Genomic DNA, 21,536 nt, shown 5'->3' on the forward strand with positions numbered 1-21,536 from the left:
TCGGGAGGTGACGGGAGGTACCGGGGGGTGGGCCGGGGGCCGCTCGCCTGTCTCGCGAGCGGCCCCCGACGGTTCTGCTGCGGGTGTGTTCAGTTGGTGTTGAGCGTCAGCCCGTAGTACCGGAGCGTGTCGTCGAGCGGCTGGAAGTAGGAGGAGCCGCGGGAGTTGACGCCGCCGGTGCACCGCTGGTTGGTCGGGCCGCCGGACGTCATGCCCTGGGCCTGGTTGCCGGAGATGTACGCGCCGCCGCTGTCGCCGCCCTCGACGCAGACGCTGGAGGTGGCCAGGCCACTGACGACCGTCTCGGGGCCTCCGTTCGGGTCGGTGTAGGTGACGGTGTTGTTGTACGAGCCGATGGCTCCGCAGGTCCAGCCTGTGGTGGCACCGGACTTGCACAGTGCGGCGCCGGACGAGGCGCGGCTGCTGCCCCTGACGGCGACCGGGTTGCTGTTGCCCCAGGTGCCGACGCTGGTGACGATGGAGTGGCCGGGGTTGATGGTGTCGATGCCCATGTCGACGCTGCGGGTGCCGAGTGCGTAGCGGGTCTTGTAGCCCTTCGCGAAGGCGATCCCGTCGTAGCGCAGGGTGTTGGTGACGCAGTGGCCCGCGGTCACCAGGTACTGGTTGCCCGCCCCGTCGCGAGCTCCGTACCCGACGGAACACCACTGGCTGGTGTTGTTGAACGTCATCTTGCTGCCGGGGTAGATCGCGGCCTTCGCCTCGACCTTCTCCTGGCCCCGCAGGATCTGGACGGCGGCGCCGTACTTGGCGGCCTTGGCGAGGAACGCCTTGGCGGCGGCTCCGCGCTCGTTGTTGACCTTGACCGTCACCTTGTCGGATGCCAGGTCCACGGACCAGGCGACCACACCGGAGGGAACCTCCTTGGCGGCGACGGCGTCCAGCTCGGCCTTGATCTTGTCGAGTGCGGCCTGGCCTCTTCCGGGCACCCGGGCGTCGAGTCCGGCCTTCTCGATCTCGGCCGCTTCGGCGGTGTCGTCGGCGTTGACGGTCAGCTTGCCGGCGGTGTCGAAGAAGGCTCCGTCGCCGGATATCCCTCTCGCCCGGAGACCTGCGAGCTTGGCCTGCTGGGCATCCTGCCGGTCCAGACGGTCGGTCGCGGCTTCCTCGGTCACACCGAGCGAAGCGGCCAGCGCCCGGACCATGTCGGGCTGGTAGCGGGGGGCGGATTCTGTGTCCTGGGCCTGCGCCATGGTCTGGGTCCCCAGGAGGGCGGAGGCGGAGAGAGCGATGCCCACTGCGACAAGGCGGCGGTAGGTACGAGAGTTACGCACGCATATTCCTTTCGGATGACAGTCAGGAACTCGATGGGGGGTTTCGCCGGAATACACCGACAAGGCCGCGGCGAAAGGGGGTTCCTGCCTGGCGGAGAGTTCGGAACTCGCCGCGCCCCGAACTATTGCGTAGCGATTGAATGAACTTCAAGACGCGTGCGGGAGGCAGTTTTTAACAGAAACAGCGACGTCCCTGTTGAAGGGGAACGCGCCCTGCGGAACGTCAAGAAGCTTGGTTTGAACAGCACTTCAGGAGGTGTCGGGCCGGTCGTCAGGGTGGGCGAAGAGCGGGTCGGGCGGGGTGCGCCGGCCTTTGCCCGTGCGCGCACCCGGGCACGGGCCGGCGTGACCCGCCGTGGAAAGGAGTTGTACGGGCGTGGGGGCGCGACGAACCCCGCATTCGGGTGCGCCGATCCACTCCGAAGAATTCGCCAGGACCGGAGCGAACGGCACTCTGCCGTCATTTCCCGGTGACCCCGCACGCAACGGAAAATCGTGCCTCGATTTCCGCTCTGCGACCGCATCCGTCAACTGCCGCGGAAGCGGACAGGGGGAGGCGGAAGCATTCGTGCGGTCTCGTCAGCGGGCCGGTCGTAACGCTGGAGTCGGCGCCCGTGGCGTCCTCGTCGCCGGAGGCGACCACGCGCCCGGTGCGACGGCGCGCACGTGCGGTGTCACCGGCGGGCCACCGGCGGCCGCTGTGCCGCCGAAAGCTCTGTACGGGGCTGTCCGGCCCATGCGTCGACTCCAGTGCGGTGGGGGGTTCGGCCGGAACTCTGAGCCGGTCATGCCAAGGAGTTCCGCCTGCCCGGAACCATAGGGGCGCCGCGTGAGCGGTGGTATCAGGCGGCCTCTTTCACGGATACGCAGAAAACCCGACGCGTGCCGGGGTTCTGCGGGCGCCGACCGTCAGGACGGTTCGTTCCTGTTCGCCGGAACCCGGCGGGTGGTGAGCCGGTTCGTCGGCCGATGCCGTTTCCGCCGGTCACCGGCCTCCAGCCGGCCTGGCGCGCTGCCCACCGCCGCCCCGGTGGGCGACCTCCCGGTCGCGGGGCCGTGCGGCCGGAGCTTCGGTGGCCGGATCCTGGCACCCACGGCCCCCTCCAGGCCGGGTTCTCGTGCGGTGGTGGGGCCCGCGCCCCCATGACGGCCGGGGTACGTATAGGTGTTTGGCCGATTCCGGATATTCAGAGCCCGGACCGGTTCGTAACGTGATGCGATCTGATCAGCGGTCGAGCGGACGTGCGGCAGCGGCGCGGCCCCCCCCGCACCTCCACTGCAGTCCGTACCGGCAGAGCGGGAAAGCGCGAACCCAAGGAGACAGCGCCATGACCAAGGTCTATTTCCAGGTCAATGTCCCCATAAGAAACTCCGCACAGCCCGACCAGTGCGGACTGCACGTCTTCACCGGGCCGGCCGACACCTGGACGGAAGCCCTCCGCATCGCCCGCGAGGCCTGCGACTCGGCGATCGCCGCCCAGAGAGCGGGTGACGCTCTCCCGCGTCGGCGCTCGGGCGGCTGGGGAGCGCGCGGGCTGCGCCCTGGCTGGGTGTTCGACTGGTCGGCCGCGACCGTGGACGCGTGGGAGTCCGACACGATGCTCAGGGCGAACCGGTCTTCCCTGTCCCGCCAGTACGGGCGTCCCTGACAGCCGAGAGGGGCACTGCTGACGCGGTCCGTGCTCCGTGCTGCTTCGGCGTTCACTTCCTGCCCGGCATGCTCGTCCCGTCGTTTCAGAGGGTGCGGCCCAGGCGGTGGGCGAGGTCGCGGCGGGACAGCGCGCCGGTCTTGCGCATGGCGCGGGCGATGTGCTGTTCCACCGTCCGGGGGGACAGGTGCAGGGTCACGGCGATCTCCCGGTTGGTCAGGCCGGAGGCCGCGAGCTCGGCCACCTCCGTCTCTCGGGGGGACAACTCGTCGGCGTGCGAGGGGCGCCCGGGAGGGCGGCCCTTCCTGACCGGCCGCCGCGTGCGCAACAGGGCTCTGGTCCGCGCCGCGTCCCAGACGGCCCCCAGCTCGGTGAAGCGCTGGATGCAGGACTCCAGTTCGCCGATCGCCGCGAGGGCGGCGGGACGGCCGGGCAGCCGGTCCGGACGACCGGCGGGTCCCCCGGCCGCCGCGGCCGGGCCGGAGTCCGCGTCGGCGTCCACGTCCGGGTCGGCATCCGCTTGGGCATCCGGTTCGGCGTCCGCCGCCAGCACGCAGCGTGCGGCGCCCTCGGCAGCCAGTGCCTGGGAGTAGGGCCGAGGCAGTGCCCCGTAGGCCGACGCGGCCTCCCGGTACAGTTCCGCGGCCCGCAGCAGCTCGTCCTGCCGCTGCCGGGCCGGCGCTTCCGTTTCGGCGAGTACGGCCCTGCTCCACACCAACGCGGCTCGCGCGGCGGGCGCGTCGCGCCCGCCGAGGCCCTGGGCGAAGTCCCGGACCATGGCGTGAGCGGCGGTCCCGTCGCCCGCGCGCGCCACCGCTTCCACCGCCCACGGCGCGAGCTCCGCGGCCCAGGGCCACACGCCCTTCTCCGCCACCACCGCCCAGGCGGCATGCGCGTGCTCCGCCGCGACCGTCACGTCCTGGCGGGCCAGGGCGAGGCGGATCACCGCGCCGACCGCGGTCGCCACCAGGGGCACGGGCAGCTTCTCCGTCCCGAACGTCCCTCGCTGGGACAGCCAGGACATCGCCTCTGCCCAGTCGCCCTGGGCGACGGCCAGCAGGCCTCGCACGACGTAGGCGTCGGAGGCGATGAACGGCATGTCGGAGGTCGCGGCGACGAAGTCCTCGCACCGCTCGGAAAGGCCGGTCCACCGGCCGGTCCACCACTCCTGGAGCAGCCGCGTCCCCAGCGCGTTGTACTCGGTGTACGGTGCGCCGCTCCGCGCGGACAGGTCGGCTCCCGCCGCCAACAGGTCCTCCGCCCGCTCGTAGAAGCCGAGCCAGACCGCGAAGTCGGCGGCGTTGCACAGACCGCGGGCCGCCTGCCGGGCGCGGAGGGGGTCCGTGCTCTCCGCGGGCAACTCCTTCACCAGGTCCCAGGCGTGCGGGTCGGCGCAGCTCATGGCGAGGCCCGTCCGGCTGGCCAGAACCGCCGTGCGCATGGCCTCGTCCCCACTGATGTCCGCGGCGGCGGTGGCCTGGACCAGCCACCTCCGGTGGACGTCGAGCGAGTTGCCCGGCCAGTAGGGGCTGGACAGGGCCGCCATGGCGCGTGCGGCCAGGCCCGGGCGCACCTCGCGCAGTTCGGCCGCCGCGACCTCCAACACCCGCCACCCCTCGGGGAACCGGCCCATCTGGTTGCAGAGCATCAGCCCCAGGTCGAGACGCAACTCCCCACGTACGGCCGGGGGGAGGGACGCGTCCTGCACGATCTGCGCGAGCACCTCCACGGTCTGGTCCGAACGCAGTCCGGTGACCGCGCTGCGGGCCAGCAGCGGTGCCAGCCGGGCGCGGGCCCGCGGAGGGAGCCCCGGGGCGGCCAGCGTCCGCTCCAGCAGTGCGACGGCCTGCTGGTGCCGGCCGGACGCGGCCGCCGTCCCGGCCGCCTTCTCCACCGCCCTCAGCCACCCGCGGCTGTCGCCGGCCGCCCGGTGGTGTTCGGCCACCGCGTCCCATGCCACGGGCTGTTGGCGGCTCCAGACCTGCGCCGCCCTCCTGTGCAGGTCCTGGCGGACGGGCCCGGGTACGCAGTCGCGTACGGCCGCAGCTTCCAACGGGACGGCGAAGCCGTAGCGGCCCTCTCCCCGCTCCGTCAGGGCCGCGCCCGCCAATGCCCGCAACAGGGCGCTGTTCCCCGTCTCGGTGCCGAGCCCCGACACCGCGATCAGTTCCGCACGGCCGACGGGCCGGTCGAGGACGGCAGCCGCCCAGACCAGCGGCCGGTGCGCCGGGGCCAAGGCGTGCGTGCGACTCAGCACCAGTTCCGCCAGCCGGGTGGGCACACCGGCCGCGTCGATCTCCGCGGCCGTGCCCGCGAACGCCGGCTGCTGTTCCCGCAGCACGGCAAGCAGGTCGACGACCACCCGCGGCACTCCGCCGGTGCGCTCGTGCAGCCGACTCAGCGACTCGCCCGACCAGTCTCCGCCCAGCGCCGCCACGGCGGCGCGGCGGACGCGTTCTTCGTCCCAGGGCGTCAGCCGGTGCCGGAGCACCGTCAGACGGTGCGGATACGTCACCGGCGAGCCGCCCAGCGGCAGACCGGGAACGCCGAGTTCCTCGGGGCGGTAGGCCACCGCGGCCGCTGAACCCGGTTCCAGCCGTGCCAGCACCCGGCGCAGCTCTCGCAGCTCGTCCTCGTCCGCCCGGTGGACGTCGTCCACCAGCCACAGGGTCGGTTCCCGCCGGTTCCCGCCCGCCTCCGGCGGCGGGTCGCCGACGCCGCACCGCCACCACAGGGGGACCGCGCCCGCCGCTCCCGGAAGGTCGGCCAGTTGCCGGAGCAGGTGACTCTTTCCCCCGCCGGCGACCCCCTCGACGAACAACAGCGTCGCCCCGGCGCGCTCAGGGGCCAGGGCGCGGGTCAGGGTCCGCAAGACGGACTCGGGCGCCGCGATCACGCTGTCACCCTCGCTCTCCTTCTCCCGTGGGCCGAACACCTCCCGGGGGCCGAACACGCCGCTTGTTCCGGTCGGTCCCGAACACGCCGCACCCTCGGCCCCCCGTCAGGACCCTCCACCACCGGCATGCGGGAGCCTGCGCCGCTTCTGCGGGATGCCCTCTTGAGACACACCCTACGTCTGCGCCCGGTCGCCGGCCCGCGTGAGCCGACAACCGTCACGTTGCAAGGTGATCGACTTCGGCGAACAGGGTCCTGCCAGGAATCGTCGTCACCTGTCATGCCCGCATGAGACGTCGCAGAGGCGTGCGCACCCGTGCCGGTCCCGATGGCACGGGGCGACTCCAGGCCGTCGCAGACGCCCGTGGAGGCCGAACGCCGCCGCCCTCGCACGTATGACCCGATCGTCACCGGCCGTGAATGCAAGGCGGTCGACAGGAACTGCTTCGACCCCTCCGTCCGGAAGCCGTGCCATCACGGAGGCAGGTGTCATTTCCTCCCCCGCGCTGGGTCCCGAGGCGGCACGGCCGTCGACGCCGTCTTCGGACGGCCCCGCCCTGGGTGTACGGGGGCCAGGAGGCGCCCCGAAGTCCCAGAGGCACCGCCGTACCCCGCAGCGGCCTGCGATTTCGCAGGTCAGAAGGGATGCGGTGGCGTACGAGTCGTCTGCTGGGCAGTGCTCGGAGGCTCGCCCGGCACGGCGATGACGACCCCCTCGGCCGATTCCACCCCCGTCCTGGCGAGGGAGCAGACGACTCCGCGAACCGCGGACGTGCTTCCCGCACGGCCTGGCACGAGCGAGCCGCTCAGGACGGGAGCCGCGGGCGGGGCGGACACACCCCGGCGGGCCGTCCACCGCCCGCCCCTCGGCACCCGGCGTCCGGCACGTTCGCCTCCGCGGGTCTGTCCGATTGCGCCAGGGGGTGACTGCGGAGGGCTGGACGGTAGAACCGGATGGGAGAGGGCATGGGTGGATGACCCCCTGAACCACGAGGAGTTCCCGATGCGTGTTCTCTCACTTGTCTGCACGTTGAGCCCGTCGCCGAAGCCGTCCAGCAGCATGCACCTCGCCCACCAGGCGGGGGAGGAGTTCCGCAAGCTCGGCGCGCAGGTCGAGACCGTGCGCGTCGTCGACCACGACGTGCACCCCGGCGTGGGCCTGGACATGGGCGAGGGAGACGCATGGCCCGCGCTGAGGGAGAAGATGCTCGCCGCCGACATCCTGCTGCTGGCCACGCCGATCTGGCTCGGCCATCCCTCCAGCGTGTGCCAGCGAGTACTGGAGCGCTTGGACGCCGAGCTCTCGGAGCAGGACGCGCAGGGCCGGCTGCTGACGTACGGGAAGGTCGCGGCGGTCGTCGTGGTGGGCAACGAGGACGGTGCCCACAAGGTCAGCGCCGACCTCTTCCAGGGCCTCAACGACGTCGGATTCACCCTCGCCCCCGGGGCGGTCACCTACTGGGTGGGCGAGGCCATGCAGGGCACCGACTACCAGGACCTGGACACCACACCGGAAGCCGTCGCCTCCACCACGCACACCCTTGCCGTGAACACCGTCCACCTCGCGCGGCTGCTGAACGAACGCCCCTACCCCGCTTCCTGACCACTGCGGGGAGCGGGTGCGCACGCAGGTGCCGTCGCGCCGTTGGCACGCGGGGTCGCCCGTACCAGGAACCCGGCACGTTCCCGTCGTGCCCCGAGGCGCCGTTCGCGGTGACCGGGCCCGGGGGAGGGCTGCTCCGTGGCACCGACGGCGGCGTGATCCTGCTCCGGAGACCGTCGTCGTCCAGGTCGTGCGTCGCACGTGCCGGGCTTCGTCCCACAGCCGAAACGGCGGATCGTGGAGCAGGCCGACGGCACGTCGGTGCTGCACCGCCGGCCGGCCCGCGAGGACGACCACCGGCCCGGCACCTCCCCCTCACGCGTCCCACGACACGGACCGGCCCACTACGCGCCCAGCCGGCGCACTCGACCGCCGTCCTGGCCGAGACCGAAGCGCGGCTCGCGGACCTGGACACCACTCGGAAGGCCACTGCCGAACTCGCACCGGTCGGAGGAAGCGAAAGCGGGCCGCCCGGGACGGACACCGCCTGCCAAGCCGTCGTGTCCGCCTTCAACCAACAGCCCGACCAGCCGTTCTGTGCCCGTGAGCTGCATGAACTCCTCGGCATGCCCACCGGCGGGGCATCCGTCGACGTCACCCGCGCCCCTCTCTCCGCGGCTTGACGATCTGTGCAAGCCGCGGAGTCGAGCTCAGGCAGTGCGGGCCGCTCCGACGACGAGGCAGAGCCTGCGGGACGAGTCGGTCTGCTCGCTCTGCGCGAAGTAGCCACGCGGTACGAACAGGGCTTCTCCCGTCCGCAGTCGCAGCTTCCGGGGTGACGCCTCCGCGCGCGTGCCCGGCGGGGTGAGCTGCCACCCGCTGCTTCCCCTCAGCTGGAAGACCAGCACGTCGTCCGGGTTCGGGAAGGGCACCGCGGCACACGACGCGGCGGCGACCGGGCGGTCGAGGAGCAGGGCGAGCCCTGCGGCGAGTCCGTCCGGACGGCCTCGCCAGTCCTGGGGAGCGGCGTGCTCGGGCCACAGGATTCCGGCGCCCTTGCCGCTGTGCGCCCGTACGAAGACAGCGAGTTCCTGAAGCTGATGGCCGTCCAAGCCACCCGATCCGTACGGATTCGGCATCGGTATCCCCCTCTGGCGCACGCGGTTCGTCTGGAGCGCGAATGATCCGACCCAGCGTGTCCCAGACGGGTTCCGGTGAAAAGTCACTGCTTTGTGCGACCTGCCGCCGTCGGGCGGGCCCGCGGTCCCGTGTTGCGGGTGGCGAGGTCCATGTGTCATGAGTCGTCCAGCAGCCCGCTCCGTGCAGCGGCGACCCCGGCCTGGAAACGGCTCTCGGCCCCCAGTTGGTCCATGATGTCCGCGATGTGCCGCCGGGTGGTACGCAGCGCCATACCCAGCCGACGGGCCACCGACTCGTCCTTGAGCCCTGCTGACAGCAGGTGCAGGATGGTGCGGTCGAGTTCGCCCGCCACCTTGGCGAAGCCCTCGTCGCCGGCGTTGGCGTACGGCGTGGCCGTCTCCCACTTCTGTTCGAAGAGGCCGCACAGGAAGGCCACGGTGTTGGGTTCGCGGATCACGACCGCGCCCCAGGCGCCGTCGGTGGTCGGGAGGAAGGCCGTCTCCCGGTCGAAGATGATGATCCTGCCGAACAGTTCGTGGCTGGTCCGGTACTGGCCCCCCAGGGCGGAGGCAGCGGCCACGTAGACCTGGCTCGGGCCGTGGAAGCGCGCCGTGTGGTGGTACAGGGTCCTGAGCCGTACGCCGCGTTCCAGCAGCGGACGGTCCCTGGCCAGGGCGTCTTCCATGGGTTCGTGATCCCGGGCTCCGCCGCCGGGCTGGCACGACAGCACTTCGTCCCGGCACTGCAAGGAGAGCCGGTTGAGCAGGGCGCGGACTTCGTCGAGGGTGGAGATCACCTCCACCCCCCGTGCGCCGCACGCGGCGTGACGCTGGTAGGCGGGGGCGAAGCGGGCCGCGGCCGCCTGGATGCCTGCGATCTGACGCTGCTTCTCCCGGATGTCCTGTTCCAGTAACGCGATGTGTGCACCGGTGGCGACCTCCGGACCGACCGCCAGTTCCCGCGCCGGATCGCCGGCCATGCGTTGGACCAGGCCGCTCCTGCGCAGCCGGTCCAGGGCGTCCCGAACCGCGTCCGGATCCAGCCCCAGGTGCGCGGCTGCGCGCTCCGTGTCGACCTCCTGGTGCTCCAGCACCCAGTCGTAGAGGGCCAGTTCCGTCTCGCTGGGGTCGCCGTCGCGGCAGAATTCACCGCCGTTCCGCCCCTTTAGGTCCATCTCGTCCCCCCGGCCTCAAACTGCCATGCAACTTGGTGAGGTACATGATCCATTGTGGGGGCCTCATGGAGTCCGGCAGGCTCCACCCATAGCCGGATTACGCCGGAAGTCCGGCAGGATCCGCCCATGGCCGAATACTCGATGAACTGCACAAAATGCATCTTTCACATCTTCGGGAGTTCCTGTGAAGCGCTTTCTGCTGACCGTGGCGACCGCTGCGCTGATCGCCCTGCCCGCCGTCTCGCATCCGGTCTGGCAGGGTCACGACCGCAGCACGTCGGCGGGTCCCTCCGAGGCTCGGGACCTGCCGCGCCCGTCCTCGTGCGGCGGGCGGTGCGCCGACCCCAACGACGACACGTCCTGGGGCTAGGAACTCCGTGACCGTGCCCGCACACCACCTGAAGGCCCAGACACCAGGAGGCAGCATGAGGGACGCCACACCCAATCTGACCGGTCGCGAGACCCAGGTCCTCCGACTGCTCAGCACAGGAGACACCGTTTCCTCCATCGCCCGCCAGTTGTCTCTGAGCCCGCACACCGTCGACACCTACATACGCCGGCTCCGCACCAAGACCGGAACGGTCAACCGCACCCAGCTCACCGTCTTCGCCGTGCAGAACGGATACGTGGGAACGCTCTGACGGCGCGGTCGGCGCCCGGGTCCGCTGCCGTCGGAAGTCGCTCGGCCGGACCCCGCCGAGCCCCCCGGCCCCGGCCCGAGGTCCCGCCCCGCCCACGTCCGTGGTGCCCGCTCCGGCCCCGCAGCCCGACCGCTGCGGGGCCGGAGCACGTCATGTCGTACGCGTCGGCTTCCCGGGCTCCAGCGCGGTGAGGTCGACCGACGAGAGGTCGCGGGCGATCTCGTCGGCCGCCCCGTAGTCCAGGCTCCGGGTCAGGGCCGTCGGCACCGCCACGACCGTCATGCCGGCGGACCGCGCGGCGGTGACGCCAGTGACCGAGTCCTCGACTGCCAGGCAGCGGGCCGGTTCGACCGCAAGGGCTGCCGCTGCCGCGAGGTACACCTCGGGGGCCGGCTTGCGGCGGGTCACGTCGTCGCCGGTGACCACCGTGTCGAAGTAGTGGCCGAGGCCGTAGTGCCGCAGCCACCGCCACACCCAGCGGCGGTCGGAGGAGGAGGCGACCCCCAGGCGCAGTCCGGCTGCGCGAGCACCCTCCAGGACGCGGCGCACACCGGGCAGCAGGCGGACGTGTTCGGGTGTCATGAAGACCTCCCAGAGCGCCGCGAGCCGTTGTCGCAGCAGGTCGTCGCCCGGCAGCGCACCACCGTCCTGGCAGCGCCGCAGCACGGCGAACAGGTGCGGATAGCCCTCGGGGCGGCCGCAGACCTCGGCCGCCCACACCCCGTGCGGCAGGTGCAGGCCGTACTCCGCGAACAGCGCGGTGCACGCCAGGAAGTCGGGGCGGACGGAATCGATGAGCGTGCCGTCGAGGTCGAAGACCACGGCGTCGTGGTGGCGGGCCGGAAGCACGTGGGGCCACACCCTTCCTGGGGTCACCGGCGGCGGAGCCGGATCGTGACGGGTCGGTGATCGGAGGCGGGCGGCCGGTCGCCACGCGGTTCGGGGTGGGGGTCGGCGGACGCGTAGGCGACCAGGTCGGGGGCGAGTGAGGGGGAGATCAGGAACAGGTCGATACGGCGCTCCGCCTCTGTGGGCGGCACCGTCCCGAAGGTCGGTGACCGGTCGCCCAGGTGGGCGCCCGCGTCCACGAGGAGGGGGTCCGACGGGTCCCCCAGGAGCAGCCGCACCGGGGCGCGGTCGGAGCCGCCCGGCCCGTCGAGCAGGTGGTCGGCCCTGCGGTGCTTCGGCACCCGGCCCCAGTCCGGCTCGGGATCGCCGGGCGGGAGGCTGTTGGCGTCCATGCCCATCACCAGTGGCGGCAGGGCCGGGTCCGCGTACCGGCGCAGATGATCCGCCTCGATGCGCCGGCCGGTGGGACTGAAGGGGTCGAGGTGCGCCACCAGGAAGCGCAAGGGCGTGGTCCAGCCGGGCAGGCGCAGGGTGGCCAGGCCGTGGCCGTGCCAGTGCGTCAGTGCGTGCCCGGGGTGTTCGGTGTCCACCGGTTCGATGTCGCGCTGCCAGAAGACGGCCTGGTGGCAGCCGGTCTTCGCGAGGAACAGCGCGCCGTCCATGCCGAACGCCGCCTTGGCGTCCTCGAAGCGCGCGCCGCCGTCCCGGTGCCAGCCCCAGCCCTCGGTGGTGAGCAGGACGCGCGGGCGGAGCGCTCCGACGAGTGCGCACTGGGCCAGCCACTGTTCGTCGCGGCCGTGCAGCCGCTCGATCCCGGCCTCGTGCAGATTCCAGAACATCACCAGGTCGGTGCCGGGCGTCGGGGGGTGTGCGGTGCTCACTTGACGCCGACCACCATCGACTCGGGCCCGTCCAGGTGCTCGACGTAGATGTCGCGGAATCCGGTGCGCCGCAACCACTCGCGGCACTGCGCACCGGTGTAGTCGAAGCCGCCGGGGACCTCCGCGTGCATGATCAGGCTGAGGATCAGGCCGACGGCGTTGCTGCGGCGGTCGTCGTCGATGAGCGTTTCGTACACCAGGACCGCCCCGCCGGGCGGGAGCGCGGCGTATGCCTTCTCCAGCAGCCGCAGCTTCTCCTCCTCCCCCCAGTTGTGCAGGATGTGACCGAACACGATCACATCCGCCGAGGGCAGTGGGTCGCTGAAGAAGTCGCCGGGCCGGAACTCCAGCCGGTCTGCCACGCCGAGTGCCTCGACGTACTCCTCGAAGCCCTCGCGAGCGGGCGGCAGATCGAACCCCACGGCGGTCAGATGGGGGTGATGGCGCAGCAGCCAGCCGGGCAGTGCCCCCTGCGCACAGCCGACGTCGACGAGGGTGCGGTAGCGGTCCCAGGGGAACCGTTCGGCAAGGGCGTGGGCCGATCCGATGCTCAGCGCGGTCATGTCCCGCTGGAAGGCGCGCACGGAGTCCGAGGACGCGTACTGCCCCGCGTAGAAGTCCCGGCCGTCCCGCGCGTCGCCCTTCGCCTCCCCCGTACGCAGGACGCCCACCAGGTCGTCGGCCATCCCGGCGCAGCGGGCGAGAAAGCTGTCACCCAGGTAGCTGACCGGTTTGCCGGCGTCCAGGTACTCGGCTGCCTCGGGGGTGTTGGCGTACACGTCTCCGCTGCGTCGCAGCAGGCCGAGGGCGACCAGGGCGTCGAGGAAATCGGCGGCGGGCCGGGGGTGCAGGCCGACGCGTCGGCACAGGGCGGGCGCGGGCAGCGGCTCCTCGGCGAGTGCGGTGAAGACACCCAGGTCGACCGCGGCGAGCAGGGTCCTGGTCTTCCAGTGCGCCCAGAGCAGGTCGGTCACGGGCAACGGGGAAATCATGGGAAGCCTCCGGTTCGGTGGGGCGGGGCCGGTGAGTGGTGCTTGGCGCTGTCCTTCGGGTCGGGCAGCGGTCAGCGTCGGTCGGCCAGCGCGGCCGACGTGCGGTGCGGTACCGCGAAGGCGGCCGTGCAGGCGTCGGAGAACGGCGCCTGCGCGAACAGTTCGAGCCGTACGTCCGCCGCCGGGGCGCCGAAGAAGGTACGGACGAAACGCCACTCGTCGTCCGGGTCCTCACGGCAGAGCACGGCGTGGCGCCGCCCCTCCCTCGTCACCATCAACTCGGCTCTTGGTCCTGCCAGTTCCGGGCCCGCCGCCTCGTCGGACACCGGCCGGGAGACGACCGTGACCACCGCCCAGCCGCCCGCCCTGGTCCGCTCCACACAGGCTTTGAACCAGCCGTCCGCCCAGCGCACGAGGATGCCGCCCGCGTCGCCGAAGCCGCGGCCGTCGACGGTGACCCCGGTCCAGAGGGTGTGGTCGCCGGTGACCGTCCGCCCCAGCCGTGGGACGTCCGACGCCTCGTAGTGGCCGGGCATGGCGAACAGGTCGGCGCCGCGCGCGGCGCGGATCGTGAGGGAGGCCGCGTCCCGGGTGCACGCGTCCCCGGGGCCCGTGAAGGACCAGTCCGGACCGTCGAAGGGGTCTGCCTGTGCCACTGGCGTCCCGGTCACGGCGCCGACATCCCGCCGTCGACGCTGATCGCCTGCCCGGTCACCCGGCGCGCCGACGCCAGGTAGAGGACGAGGCCGGCGATGTCGTCGGGGGTCTGGAACTCCCGCTGCGGGACCATCGTGCGCATGCGCTCCCAGCACTCGTCCTCGGTCTCGCCCGGCCGGACGAACTCCGAGAGGAGGTAGCGCCACATGTTGGAGCGGACGATGCCCGGACAGACGGCGTTGACACGGATGTTCTCCTTCGCGACCTCTTGTGCGAGGGCGGCGGTGAAGCCGACGACGCCGAACTTGGCCGCGCAGTAGTGGGAGACCTTGGCGAATCCCGAACGCCCGGAAACAGAAGAGAAGTTGACGATGGATCCGCCGCCGGAGGCGCGCAGCAGGGGCAGGGCCTCGCGCGAGGAGAGGAAGACACCGTCGAGGTTGCCGGACACCACGTGCCGGAACTCGGCCAGCTCCATCCGCTCGACCGGGCTCACGTGGGTGACCCCGAAGGCGTTGACGACGGTGTCGAGCCTCCCGGGGCCGTCGGCGATCTCCTGGTAGAGACGGCGCACGGCGTCCTCGTTGGTCGCGTCCACCTCGGCGGCGCTCACGTCCAGCCCGTCCGCGGTGAGCTTGGCGGCCAGTTCGCGTGCCTCCGTGAAGCCGGTGACGGCCGTCGAGCGGTAGTGGTTGAAGGTGGAGGGCAGCCGGTCGGTGTCGGCTGCCACGACCTGGGCGCCGCACCGGGCGAACGCCTCGACGACGGCGGCGCCGATGCCGCGCCCGCCGCCGATGACGAGGGCCACCTGTCCGGTCGCATTCGTGTCGTGTTCCTTGGTCATGGGGTGCTGTCCTTCGTGTGGGCGGATGGGGACGTCGTCGCGTTCGACGACGTGAAGACGTCGGGTGCGGAGGTCACGGGGGTGCTGCCGACGGTTCGGGACGCGGGGCCGCTCAGTGCCCCGGGACCGCTCCGGCCACGGGTGGGCTCACGTGGTGCGGACCTCGCGCGGAGACCCTCCCGGCCGGGGCGGCTTCCGCCCCGACGGGCGCGAGGGCATAGGCCAGCGGGGGCAGCACCAGGGCGTCCAGCAGTCTGGGGAAGGCCCGGTAGTCCGCGAGATTGCGGTGCGGTGCCGCGACGATGCGGCGCAGGGCGGCGTCGTCGTGCCCGGTCCGTGCGGCGCGCGCGTCGAGGGCGTCGGAGAGGACTCCGTCACGTCGTCCGAAGAAGTCACGGAACAGGGCCGCGGCGGCTGCCGCGTCCGGGGCGGGCCCGCGGCGCGGCTGGACCCGGACGGCGTCCGGCAGCACCCGGTCGTGGCCGGCGGGGACGGGTGCGGGGCGGCCGGCGAGGGTGTCCAGGAAGGCGTCGTCGGTGTACGCCGTGGTGGCCGGCAGGGAGGCCGGGGCGAAGTCGCGGGTGAGCAGCTTCGCCGTCAGGACGTCCTCGTCGACTCTGCCCAGCGGACCGACGCGGCCCATGTCGAAGGAAGTCCGCGTGTCGAGGACGGTGGGCACCAGGTTCCGGGCGGGCAGCAGCTCGACGGCCGGGCCGACGTCTGCGGCGACCACCGGCACTCCGTGGGCCAGCGCCTCCAGGACCACGCGCCCCAGCGTCTCGCGCGAGGCCGTGCTGGGGAAGAGCAGGACGTCGATCGCGTCGAAGAACGCGGAGAGTTCCTCCTGGGGACGGACGCCCGCCATCCGCACCGCGCTCGGGGGCACCCCTGCCCGGCGCAGCGCGTCGTGCACGCGGGCGGCCTCCCAGCGGGGGTCGTTCGGCTTGCCCGCGCAGACCAGGCTCACGCCGCCGTCCGCCTGGTGGCACCGGGCGAACACGGCCAGGACCTGGTCGAAGTTCTTGGCCAGTGAGAGGGCCCCGAGGTAGCCGATGCGCAGCGGTCCCCCGACGGGAGGGAGGGCGCGAGGGGCCCGCCGGGGCAGGCGGTCCAGCATGGGGTAGGCCACGGCGGACCGGGCGGCGGAGGCGAAGTTGCGCTGGAACAGCCGACGCGTGTACTCGGTCGGAAAGAGTGCGAGGTCACCGGGGCGCACCAGCGGCGCACACAGTTCTTCCTGGGCCCAGTAGCCCGACCACAAGGCGGTGTGCACCTCACGGACGATGCGGAAGCGGCCGGCGGTCCGTTCTCGCCAGTGGTGGTAGAGGAAGGCGTACGGGCCGGAGCCCGCGTACACGACGTCGTCCGGGTCCAGTCCGGCGACGCAGCCGGGACCCTCGGTGACGTCGTGCAGGACGACGGAGCCGCGCCGGGCGAGGAGGTGGGACATCTCGCGGTGCATGAGGACGGCACCGTCGACGATGCCCGACGTGTCCGGTGACTGGTAGTCATGCGTATGCAGGCGCATGCACGGCCTCCTCCCGGCGCTCCAGCAGTCGGACGAGCCGGTCGCGCAGCTGGGCGGTGCTCATGCCGTGCAGCGGCAACTGGTGGTGGTGGGCGCGGGTGGCGATGTCCCGGCGCACCGCGTGCACGTCGACGGGCAGCAGGTACTCCGAGCGCAGCCGCTCCCCGAAACCTCCGTCGGCGCCGTTGTACTCGACGCTCAGGACGCGGCGGGTGCGCGCGAGGACGCCGAGGACGCCGGGGTCGAGCCGGGGGGTGAGCGAGGCGCAGTGCAGGTGCGGGACGGCGAGGCCCTGGTTGGCGGCGGCCACCAGCGCGCTCGCGTAACCGAAGGTCACCACTGCGGCGTCGGGCGATTCACCGGGCGGGGTGAGCCACACGCCGCCGTCGATGTCGGCCGAACAGTCCTGCGGCAGCGGTTCGAAGACGGCGTCGACCATGCTGAGGACGTGGGTGGTGACCGGGTCGCCGTCGAGCCGGTCCAGGCAGGCGTGGAACTCGGCGGCGGTCACGGGCTCGTAGACCCGGGTGTGCAGCAGCAGGCCGAGCATGTTGGTGGCGTTGTGCGCGCCGCCCCACGCGCCCCAGCTGCGCCCGGCCAGGACCAGCAGGTTGCGGACGCTGGTGGTCGCCTCCGTGAGCATGCTCAGCGAGTCCATGTAGTACATGGCGTCGGTGGCCACGACTTTGGTGATGTGGTCGGGCAGTGAGAGAGGCATGCCGACCGTCAGGGTCTCGGCCAGCCCGGTGTTGGTGTAGGGGAGGTGTCCGCGCAGACCGAACCTGGCGGCCATGTCCGGTGTGAAAACAGCGAGTTCGGCGCCGGACAGGTCCTGGTGGGCGGCCAGCATCCGGCCGGCGGTCGTCACGAACGACACGGGCCGCTCCGGGGGCGCGGGCTGTGCGCCCGCCGGTTTGAAGCTGTGCTCGCCCTTGCGGGTGCGGCAGACGAGCACGGAGGGGCCGGGCGCGTCCAGCGCGTCCCCGAGGGCCGTTTCGACGGCTGGGCCGTCGCACCCGTCCACTTCCGTGAGGGTGCCCAGGTAGGAGGCGAGGTAGCGCGTGTTGAGCGGCTTGGCCAGGGGCTCGATGCCTTTGCCGTTGGCGTCGACGACCAGTACCAGGTTGGTCAGCCCGGCGTCGTACGCGAATCGCAGCGCCTCGAAGGCGGCGCCTTCGTGGAGTTCACCGTCCCCGGCGAGGCAGACCACCTTGCGGCTCTCTCCTCGTCGCGTCAACTCCCATGCCAGACTGACCGCTTGGACCACGCCGACGCCCAGGCTGTAGCGCATCGTGTTGCGGAATCCGAGCTCGCGGTGCACGACCCCGGTCAGTCCGCCCTGGTGCAGGGTGGTCAGCGGCGCGAAGGGCAGGGAGCCGCGTACGTAGCGTTCGGCGTAGAAGGCCGGCGCGATGTGCCCCCGGCCGACCACCAGCTCGGCCCGGCCGCCGTGGTCGACGAGTTCGTGGGCGAAGCACGCGCGGACCAGGGGCAGCGAGGACAGGTTGCTCTGGAGGTTCCCGGAGCCGGCGATCTCGTGCATCCGCAGCAGGACGTGGGCGCTGTCGGTGTAAAGGCGCTCCGGCACCTCGGCGGCGACGTGCCGCAGGCTCTCCAGCAGTGGCTCACCGGGAGCACCGCGGTGCTTCATCTCGTGCAACTCACGCGTGACCACGGCGCGTTCCGCGTCGGTGAGGTGGGGCATCGCCGCACGGGCGGGTGCGGCGAAGCGCTCGTAGGGGCCCCTCACCGCTCGTCACCGCAGACCTCGTCGATGGCTGCGCCCAGGATCGTCACGATCTCGTCCAGCTCTGCCGTGGTGGTGACGAACGCGGGCGCCAGAACCACCCAGTCGTCCTGACCCCGGATGATCAGTCCGCGCCGCAGGCAGGCGGAGGCCACCCGCTCGCCGAGGCGTTCGCCGCCGCCGGCGAGTTTGACGCCGTACAGCAGGCCCAGCGCGCGCAGGGTGCCGCGCGTGCCGACGGCGGCGCGGAGCCGCGGTTCGGTGTACGCGGCCAGCTCGCGGATCCGGCCGAGGTAGCCGTCCTCGCGGAACATCGTGACGGCGGCGAGTCCGGCAGCGGCGGCGAGCGGATTGGCGGCGTAGGTGTGGGACGGGGCGAACGACACCGGCCCGCCGCTCTCGCCGAGGACCGATGCGATGTGCTCGCCCATCAGCACGGCGGCCAGGGGCGCGTATCCGCCGGAGAGGCCCTTGCCCGCGCACAGGATGTCGGGGGTGACGCTGAAGGTCTGGGCCGCGAACGCCTCTCCCGTGCGGCCGAAGCCGGTGACGATCTCGTCGAGGACCAGCAGGACTCCGTGGCGGTCGCAGACCTCCCTGACCCGGGCGAGGTAGTCGGCGGGGGGAATGGCCATGCCGCGCAGGTGGATGACGGGTTCCAGCACGATCGCGGCCACCGAGTCGGGTCCCTCGGCCTCGATGGTCCGCTCGATCATGGAGGCGGCGACGGCTCCCGACTCGTCCGGCGAGACACCCCAGAAGTCCTCCAGGCAGTCCGGCGGCCACACGTGCACCACGCCCGGCAGCCCGGGGCCGAAGCGGGTGGTGTCGGGACGCCCGGTCAGGGACAGCGAGCCGAAGGTGGCGCCGTGGTAGCCGTGGTAATAGCTGAGGATCTTCACCTTCCCCGGGTTGCCGTCGGCGCGGTGGTAGAGGCGGGCCAGGCGCATCGCCGCCTCCACGGCCTCGGACCCGCCGTTGACCAGCTTGGCCGCTGTGATGCCGTCGGGCGCCAACTCCACCAGGGCGTCGGCGAGTTCCAGCGCGGATCGGTTGGTGCCGTGCAGGGGCGGATTGAAGGGAAGGGTCCGCAACTGGCGGGTCACCGCGCTGACGATGGGCTCGCAGTCGTAGCCGAAGCAGGTCACGAAGACGCCGGAGAGGGCGTCGAGGTAACTGTTGCCCGCGGCGTCGGACAACCGGACGCCCTTGGCCGACTCGAAGAGCAGTGCCTCGGGCCCGTGCGGGACCTCGAAGCAGAACGCCGACAGGTCGGCGGGCCAGGACGACAGAGGTGCGGGGGTCTCGGTGGTCATACGGGGCTCCTTGGCGAGAACGGGGCACGGCGCGCAGGGATGCTGAGGGCCGGGGGAGGTCAGCGGGCCGCGGGGGCGGTGAGCAGACGGTGGGCGGCGAGGCGCCGCGCCGGGGACAGCAGCTCGAAGTAGGCGAGCCACTGCGGGGTCAGGACGTTCCGGTCGAGGATGTCCTTGGCGATGTCGACGATGACCGGCAGCGAGTGCGCCATCAGGACGGGCATCAGCAGGCTCTCGTCGCCCGGCGACAGCAGCCCGCGGTGGCGCGCGTCGCGCAGGAACCCGCCGAGGACCTGCCGGGCGGCGTCGTCGTCCCCGCGGCACGCGAGCATGGCCGTGTCGGCGATCCAGGCGAGGTCGAGCAGCCGGTCGGCCACCTGGAGGTTGTCGAAGTCGAGTACGGCCAGCACCCGTGGCGGGCCGCTCTCGGACAGCAGGAAGTGGTGGGCGTGCAGATCGCCGTGGACCACGGCCGGCCGGGCCAGGCCGGCGGGGCGGCGCGCCAGCACCGGTGCGCTGGACCGCAGTTCGCGCAGCACCTGGGCGGCGGCGCGGTGCCAGCGGTCCGTACCGCGCTCGGCCGCAGGCAGCAGGCGCCGCTGGGCGTCGGCGAGGGCGGCCGGCCAGTGCTCCTCGTCCACCATCAGCGGCAGGCGGACGGCGGCCAAGGCGTCGGCCACGTCCGGTGGCAGGCGGTCCAGCGCCTCCCGCAGGTCCAGTCCGGTGGCGACGACGGCTCGCGCCTGTTCCGGTCCGCCGTTCGCCCCCACTCCCGGGCAGTACCGGGTCAGTTCGCACGGGAGGCCGTCGTGGACGGCGGTGGCCCGGCCGTCGGCGGCCGGCACGACGGACGGCACGGGCACCCCCTCCCCGCGGCAGTGCGCGAGGACACGGTCCTTGAGCGGGAGGAAGGTCCCGGGGCGCAGCGCCTCGGCGTTCAGCTGGGCCTTGAACACGTGGTCGCCGCCGGCTGCCGTGACCAGCCACAGGCCCGCCGTGTGGCTGAGCGGAGCCGATCCCCCGACGGTCAGCGGGCGCAGCTTCGCGTCGCTCCACGGCGCACCCCAGTGGGTGGCGAGGACGTGGCGTACCCACTGCTCCGTTCCTGTGGCGAGGACCCTCATCGGGGGCCCACGTCGTAGAAGTCGGCGCCGTCGAGGTAGCGGACGGTCGCGAGGTCGCGCAGCACGGTCTCCTGCACCTCGTGACGCAACTCGACCAGCAGGGCGTACGTGAAGTCGTTGACGGTGGGAACGATGGGCTCGCCGCCGCGGACGAACTCCCGAAGCCCGTGGTAGCTCTCCAGGCTCTTCACCCGGTCGAGGCCCCGGTAGGCCCGTAGGGTTCCCTCGACCGGTGAGATCATCGGCGCGCCGGCGACGAAGTGCTTCACCTGGTAGCGCTCCTGGTGGCGCGCGAGGAAGGTCTCCGGATCGACGTAGGCGTACACCGTCCAGTTCAGCTGGGACTCGCCGGTGCCCATCCGCGCGTAGTGCGCGGTGTTTCCGCCGCCCATCCGTGCCGCGACCTCGATCACGCACGGTCCGCTGGGGGTCATCCTGATCTGGACGTGGGACGGGCCGTGGAGGATGTCCAGCGCGTCCAGTACCTGCTCCGCGTAGCGGACGGCCTGTTCGATCTTCTCGCCCTCGTAGGGCTGGAGGACCAGACCGTCACAGAGGTCGAGGACTCCGTTCGCGGTGATGTGGGTCGCGTTCCAGACGTCGCAGACGTGGTGCTTCCCGTCCCGGCTGACCATGTTGATCGCGTACTCCGGGCCGGCGAGGTACTCCTGGGCCAGGACCGTGTCATTGCGCAGCGAGAAGACGTCCTGCGTGCCGGCCAGGGACCGGTAGGCGCGGACGGCCTCCTCGGGGGTGTCGCAGTAGTGGATGCCGTCGCTGCCCGCACTGCTGACGGGCTTCACCACGATCTTCTCGGCCAGCTCGCGGTGCCAGCGCTCCAGCTCTTCCGCGTTCTTGACCAGCAGTTGGCGGGCGCCGCGCAGCCCGGCCGCCTTGATCTTCTCGACCATCACGTACTTGTCGCGCCGCGCGAGGGAGCCCGCTGTCCCGTTCGTCAGCAGGCCCAGGCGCTCGCTCAGCAGATCGGCGAAGCCGACGCCGTACTCGCTGTCCGGTATGACCGCGCGCAGGTCGTACCGGGACAGCTCCCGGAGCGTCTCGTCCAGGTCGCCCCGGTGGACGACCTCGGCCACGAATCCGGTGGGCACGACCTTCTGGTACAGCTTGGGCCGCACGGCTGTGCTCTGCACATGGACACACGCGTACCCGGCCTCCTTGAACGCTGCGACGAGACCGCCGGAGAGGCAGGCGGGACTTGCGTCGACGAGCGCGACATGACCACGGACCATCTGTTGTCACCCTT

18 protein-coding genes are annotated in these 21,536 nt (G+C 72.0%); 4 read left to right on the forward strand and 14 right to left on the reverse strand.

All coding sequences use genetic code 11. The features are described from left to right. Positions 1-89 precede the first annotated feature (89 nt). A complete protein-coding gene (locus ACZ56L_RS02575) occupies positions 90-1,292 on the reverse strand; it encodes a S1 family peptidase (RefSeq protein WP_471060728.1) in 1,203 nt (400 codons plus the stop codon). Positions 1,293-2,620: 1,328 nt separating this feature from the next. Between ACZ56L_RS02575 and ACZ56L_RS02580 the strand changes: the two genes are divergently transcribed. Beyond that, positions 2,621-2,941 (forward strand): hypothetical protein, encoded by a 321-nt coding sequence (locus tag ACZ56L_RS02580; protein WP_471060731.1) that lies wholly within the window; start codon positions 2,621-2,623, stop codon positions 2,939-2,941. 85 nt (positions 2,942-3,026) lie between these two features. On the opposite strand, the gene ACZ56L_RS02585 is transcribed toward ACZ56L_RS02580, so the two are convergent. Then, positions 3,027-5,837, reverse strand: a complete 2,811-nt coding sequence (locus tag ACZ56L_RS02585; RefSeq protein ID WP_471061662.1) for a helix-turn-helix transcriptional regulator — start codon at positions 5,835-5,837, stop codon at positions 3,027-3,029. 1,002 nt (positions 5,838-6,839) lie between these two features. On the opposite strand from ACZ56L_RS02585, the gene ACZ56L_RS02590 reads away from it, so the two are divergent. After that, positions 6,840-7,439 (forward strand): flavodoxin family protein, encoded by a 600-nt coding sequence (locus ACZ56L_RS02590; protein WP_345219050.1) that lies wholly within the window; start codon positions 6,840-6,842, stop codon positions 7,437-7,439. Between the two features lie 650 nt (positions 7,440-8,089). On the opposite strand, the gene ACZ56L_RS02595 is transcribed toward ACZ56L_RS02590, so the two are convergent. Together ACZ56L_RS02595 and ACZ56L_RS02600 are read right to left on the reverse strand one after the other, a co-directional pair. Continuing rightward, positions 8,090-8,491: a hypothetical protein gene (locus ACZ56L_RS02595; protein WP_471060734.1), complete on the reverse strand. Its 402-nt coding sequence runs from the start codon at positions 8,489-8,491 to the stop codon at positions 8,090-8,092. A 182-nt stretch (positions 8,492-8,673) separates the two neighbouring features. Next, the gene (locus ACZ56L_RS02600) at positions 8,674-9,693 is read right to left on the reverse strand and encodes a LuxR C-terminal-related transcriptional regulator (RefSeq protein WP_471060737.1); all 1,020 of its coding nucleotides are present in this window, start codon (positions 9,691-9,693) and stop codon (positions 8,674-8,676) included. Between the two features lie 184 nt (positions 9,694-9,877). Between ACZ56L_RS02600 and ACZ56L_RS02605 the strand changes: the two genes are divergently transcribed. Continuing rightward, a complete protein-coding gene (locus tag ACZ56L_RS02605) occupies positions 9,878-10,063 on the forward strand; it encodes a hypothetical protein (protein ID WP_345218184.1) in 186 nt (61 codons plus the stop codon). Between the two features lie 55 nt (positions 10,064-10,118). Beyond that, positions 10,119-10,334, forward strand: coding sequence for a response regulator transcription factor (locus ACZ56L_RS02610; protein ID WP_345218186.1), 216 nt, complete (start codon positions 10,119-10,121; stop codon positions 10,332-10,334). A 150-nt stretch (positions 10,335-10,484) separates the two neighbouring features. Here the strand turns inward: ACZ56L_RS02610 and ACZ56L_RS02615 are convergent, their stop codons facing one another. The 10 genes from ACZ56L_RS02615 to ACZ56L_RS02660 form a co-directional block, all read right to left on the reverse strand. After that, the gene (locus ACZ56L_RS02615; protein WP_471060741.1) at positions 10,485-11,183 is read right to left on the reverse strand and encodes an HAD family hydrolase; all 699 of its coding nucleotides are present in this window, start codon (positions 11,181-11,183) and stop codon (positions 10,485-10,487) included. Between the two features lie 23 nt (positions 11,184-11,206). Further along, positions 11,207-12,064 (reverse strand): endonuclease/exonuclease/phosphatase family protein, encoded by an 858-nt coding sequence (locus ACZ56L_RS02620; protein ID WP_471060744.1) that lies wholly within the window; start codon positions 12,062-12,064, stop codon positions 11,207-11,209. After that, entirely contained in the window at positions 12,061-13,038 is a 978-nt protein-coding gene (locus ACZ56L_RS02625; protein ID WP_471061665.1) for a methyltransferase, read from the reverse strand. Before ACZ56L_RS02625 ends, ACZ56L_RS02620 begins: the two co-directional genes overlap by 4 nt. Positions 13,039-13,127: 89 nt before the next feature. Then, a complete protein-coding gene (locus tag ACZ56L_RS02630) occupies positions 13,128-13,727 on the reverse strand; it encodes a DUF1349 domain-containing protein (protein ID WP_471060747.1) in 600 nt (199 codons plus the stop codon). Continuing rightward, on the reverse strand, positions 13,724-14,557 hold the full coding sequence (locus tag ACZ56L_RS02635; protein ID WP_345218195.1) for an SDR family oxidoreductase: 834 nt from the start codon (positions 14,555-14,557) through the stop codon (positions 13,724-13,726). Before ACZ56L_RS02635 ends, ACZ56L_RS02630 begins: the two co-directional genes overlap by 4 nt. A gap of 112 nt (positions 14,558-14,669) precedes the next feature. Then, the gene (locus ACZ56L_RS02640; RefSeq protein ID WP_471060752.1) at positions 14,670-16,085 is read right to left on the reverse strand and encodes a glycosyltransferase; all 1,416 of its coding nucleotides are present in this window, start codon (positions 16,083-16,085) and stop codon (positions 14,670-14,672) included. Beyond that, positions 16,066-17,835, reverse strand: a complete 1,770-nt coding sequence (locus ACZ56L_RS02645) for a 1-deoxy-D-xylulose-5-phosphate synthase N-terminal domain-containing protein (RefSeq protein WP_471060755.1) — start codon at positions 17,833-17,835, stop codon at positions 16,066-16,068. The genes ACZ56L_RS02640 and ACZ56L_RS02645 overlap by 20 nt, the downstream gene beginning before the upstream one ends. Continuing rightward, entirely contained in the window at positions 17,832-19,148 is a 1,317-nt protein-coding gene (locus ACZ56L_RS02650; protein WP_471060758.1) for an aminotransferase family protein, read from the reverse strand. The genes ACZ56L_RS02645 and ACZ56L_RS02650 overlap by 4 nt, the downstream gene beginning before the upstream one ends. 59 nt (positions 19,149-19,207) lie before the next feature. Next, positions 19,208-20,272, reverse strand: coding sequence for a phosphotransferase (locus ACZ56L_RS02655; RefSeq protein WP_471060761.1), 1,065 nt, complete (start codon positions 20,270-20,272; stop codon positions 19,208-19,210). After that, on the reverse strand, positions 20,269-21,522 hold the full coding sequence (locus tag ACZ56L_RS02660) for an ATP-grasp domain-containing protein (RefSeq protein ID WP_471060763.1): 1,254 nt from the start codon (positions 21,520-21,522) through the stop codon (positions 20,269-20,271). Before ACZ56L_RS02660 ends, ACZ56L_RS02655 begins: the two co-directional genes overlap by 4 nt. Positions 21,523-21,536 lie beyond the last annotated feature (14 nt).

The organism is Streptomyces sp. NPDC039736 (genome assembly GCF_055596485.1).